Source organism: Dehalococcoidia bacterium (assembly GCA_030648205.1).
Lineage (GTDB): Bacteria > Chloroflexota > Dehalococcoidia > JAUSIH01 > JAUSIH01 > JAUSIH01.
Genome location: JAUSIH010000092.1, coordinates 1 through 2,650, shown reverse-complemented (window position 1 = coordinate 2,650; position 2,650 = coordinate 1). Strand labels below are relative to the sequence as shown.

General features: G+C 64.6%; 4 protein-coding genes. 2 read left to right on the top strand and 2 right to left on the bottom strand.

Annotated features, from left to right (window positions below; translation table 11 throughout):
• On the bottom strand, positions 1-212 hold a 212-nt coding region (locus Q7T26_10405), incomplete at its 3' end, for a branched chain amino acid aminotransferase (GenBank protein MDO8532552.1).
• Positions 213-426: 214 nt separating this feature from the next.
• Between Q7T26_10405 and rsfS the strand changes: the two genes are divergently transcribed.
• Entirely contained in the window at positions 427-864 is a 438-nt protein-coding gene (rsfS, locus tag Q7T26_10400) for a ribosome silencing factor (protein ID MDO8532551.1), read from the top strand.
• 23 nt (positions 865-887) lie between these two features.
• Positions 888-1,904 carry a MaoC family dehydratase N-terminal domain-containing protein gene (locus Q7T26_10395; protein ID MDO8532550.1) on the top strand — a complete coding sequence of 339 codons (1,017 nt, stop codon included), beginning with the start codon at positions 888-890 and terminating at the stop codon, positions 1,902-1,904.
• Here the strand turns inward: Q7T26_10395 and ndk are convergent.
• Complete coding sequence (ndk, locus tag Q7T26_10390) at positions 1,901-2,362, bottom strand: nucleoside-diphosphate kinase (protein ID MDO8532549.1); 462 nt, start codon at positions 2,360-2,362, stop codon at positions 1,901-1,903. The genes Q7T26_10395 and ndk overlap by 4 nt on opposite strands.
• Between the last annotated feature and the right edge of the window lie 288 nt (positions 2,363-2,650).

Below are 2,650 nucleotides of genomic sequence, written 5' to 3'. Positions count from 1 at the left end.
ATCTTCAGGATTCGGCAGCTCCGTTGCACCCGCTCGTAGTGGTCAGGGACCCGGAAGAGGAACATCTGGACATCCTCCGCGTTCCAGTTGCCGCGGATGCCCTCAAAGCAGGCCGTGCCATAGTGGAGGGCGTGGGTCATCACGCTGATCTTGGCGTCAGCAAGCGGGACGACCTTCTTCTGGAAATAGGCGTAAGGCTGTGGCTTGTCCATAGGCCTTTCCTTTCGGTGGAGCGCGAGTGTCGTTGGATAGGAAACTCCGCTCATTATACGCACGTCCGCTGGGAGACGACAAGTTGTGATGCCCGCGGGAGCCGCCGCTGTCATGGAAGGTCCGCCGGATGCGGAGCAACGCCGGGGACGGGATGCCGCCTATTGACCTCGACGGAAACTGGCGACTACAATCAAGAAACGTTTTGTCGCGGAGGTGCGCCGTCTGAAGACCCAGAGACCAAAGGTCAAAAGCCCAAAGACCACAAGCCCCAAGCTTAAAAGCCCAACGACCCGAAGGAAGAAGACGCTCACGGGCCTGGACAGGGCCCGCGCGGCCGCGGAGGCCGCATCCGACAAGCAGGCGTCGGACATCATGCTGCTGGACCTGCGCCAGGCCTGCAATTTCACCGACTACTTCGTCATCTGCTCCGCCGACTCCGGTCCCCAGGTAGATGCCATCGCCGATGGCGTGGAGCAGGCCCTGAGCGTTGGCGACACGCGTCTGCACCACCGGGAGGGCGCCAGCGATTCAGGCTGGGTGCTCCTGGACTTCAGCGACGTGGTCGTCCACGTGTTCTCCCCCGAGGCGCGGAGGTACTACCAGCTCGACAAGGTGTGGGCCGAGGCCAAGACCATCGTCCGCATCCAGTAGGACCCGCTAGTAAGGAGTCGGCCATGGTGCAGAGCAGCCTCATCACGCCCGAAATCCGCGCCATGCTGGGCAAGGAAGACGCCTTCCCCGGCGTGGATGGCGTGGAGAAGGGCCTCATCAAACGCTATTGCCTGGCTGTCGGGAACCTGAACCCACTGTACGTGGACGAGGCGTACGCCCGGAAGACGCGCTTCGGCGGAGTCGTCGCGCCGCCCACCTACGTCTTCGACATGAGCAACAACTTCGCCGCGCGCGTGGGCAAGGATGGCCGAAGTCTCTCCCGCGTGAGCCTGCCGCCTCCCGTGCCGCGCATCGCCCGCGGCGGCAACGAGTATGAGTGGCTCCTGCCCGTCCGTCCGGGCGACCTGATCACCGCTACGCGGCGCATCGCCGAAATGTCGGAGAAGCAGGGGCGCAGCGGCCCGCTGGTCTTTGTGCTCTCCGAGACGCGCTACACGAACCAGAAGGGCGAGAAGATAGCGGTCAACCGCGAGACGCTCATCTTCATGCCGGAGAAGAAAGAGACCGTCGCCCCGACCGGGTCGGGGTTCCCGCCGCGCAATTCAGAGGCCTACGCCGCCGCCGAGAGCGTCAGCGCGGCCAGGGGCGCCCCCCTATGGTACGAGGACGCGCGGGTGGGAGACGCCGTGCCCGCGCTGACCAAGAAGGTCAGCCTTGTCCAGATGATCCAGTATGCGGCGTCCACCTGGAGCATGTATCTGCTGCACCTGGACAAGGAGTTCGCCCAGGCGCAGGGCTTCCGCGACGCCAATGTCCAGGGGCCTCTTCACGGCGTGTTCCTCTCCCAGATGCTCACCGACTGGATCGGCGTCCCCGGCGACCTGCTGAAGCTGGGATACAACATCCGCGTCATGTGCTTTCCCGGCGACACGCTGGTCTGCAAAGGCAAGGTGACGGGCAAGCGCCAGGCCGACGGTCGGGGCCTGGTGGACGTGGACGTGTGGATTGAAGACCCGCGGGGCCAGGTGATGACGCCCGGCAAGGCGACGGTGGCCCTGCCGCCGCGCAAGGCCGCCTAGCCCGCCTTCGGCTCCACAATCCACGGGTCGGTGGAGCGGGAGTAGCTGACCAGCTCCTCCGGGCGGAAGAAGATAGCAATCTCCTTCCTGGCCGTCTCCTCCGAGTCCGAGCCGTGCACCAGGTTACGCCCAATGTCAATGCCCAAGTCGCCGCGAATGGTGCCGGACGTCGCCTTGACGGGGTCCGTGGCGCCCATCACCTTGCGCGCGGCCTCGACGGCTCGCGGCCCCTCGAAGACCAGCGCGACAATGGGGCCGGACGTGATGAACTGCACCAGGCCCGGGAAGAAGGGCTTGCCCTCATGGACGGCGTAGTGCCGGCGGGCCAGGGCGGTGTCCATCTGCAGCAGCCTGGCCCCCACTAATTTCAGGCCGGTCCGCTCCAGGCGGCCGAGGATCTCGCCCGCCAGCCCGCGCTGCACGCCGTCGGGCTTCACCAGTATCAGAGTCCGCTCCATGTTGTCTCCTTGATTGTCGTGTCGTTTGTGCGTGGCTTTATTGTACCGGATTCGTCGCGAGCTTGTCAGACGGGCGCAGGAATCAAAGTTCCCCGCCGGGGGTGAGGCCGTGGGCGTTTTGCGGATAGATACCACATATCCTATTCCGGTAGTGTATCAGTTTGCCGTGGTAGGGAATGGGACTCTACCCGTCACACCGGCGAAGGCCGGTGTCCAGAGACGTGCGTGGGGGAGACGCTCTGATGGATTCCGGCTTTCGCCGGAATGACGACGACCTAACTGATACAC